1 rRNA gene is annotated in these 563 nt (G+C 54.9%); it reads right to left on the bottom strand.

Annotation, left to right across the window (positions count from 1 at the left end):
• A 23S ribosomal RNA gene (locus ACFOW4_RS30225) occupies nt 1-563 on the bottom strand; the annotation flags it as partial.

The raw sequence follows: 563 nt of genomic DNA, 5'->3' as shown, positions 1-563 counted from the left end.
ACCGGCTCCCACCTATCCTACACAAGCTAATTCGGATACCAATGTCAAGCTATAGTAAAGGTCCCGGGGTCTTTCCGTCCTGCCGCGCGTAACGAGCATCTTTACTCGTACTGCAATTTCGCCGGGCCTGTGGTTGAGACAGTGGGGAAGTCGTTACGCCATTCGTGCAGGTCGGAACTTACCCGACAAGGAATTTCGCTACCTTAGGATGGTTATAGTTACCACCGCCGTTTACTGGCGCTTAAGTTCTCCGCTTCGCCCCGAAGAGCTAACAGGTCCCCTTAACGTTCCAGCACCGGGCAGGCGTCAGTCCATATACATCGAATTACTTCTTCGCATGGACCTGTGTTTTTAGTAAACAGTCGCTTCCCCCTGCTCTCTGCGGCCATACAACGCTCCACCCGCGTGGGGCTTCACGTCTCCGGCCCCCCTTCTCCCTAAGTTACGGGGGCAATTTGCCGAGTTCCTTAACCACAGTTCGCCCGATCGCCTCGGTATTCTCTACCTGACCACCTGTGTCGGTTTGGGGTACGGGCCGCTAAGAACTCGCTAGAGGCTTTTCT

This window comes from Micromonospora sp. GCM10011542, from assembly GCF_042650685.1.
Lineage (GTDB): Bacteria > Actinomycetota > Actinomycetes > Mycobacteriales > Micromonosporaceae > Micromonospora.
This window is presented reverse-complemented; position numbering and strand designations above follow the sequence as displayed.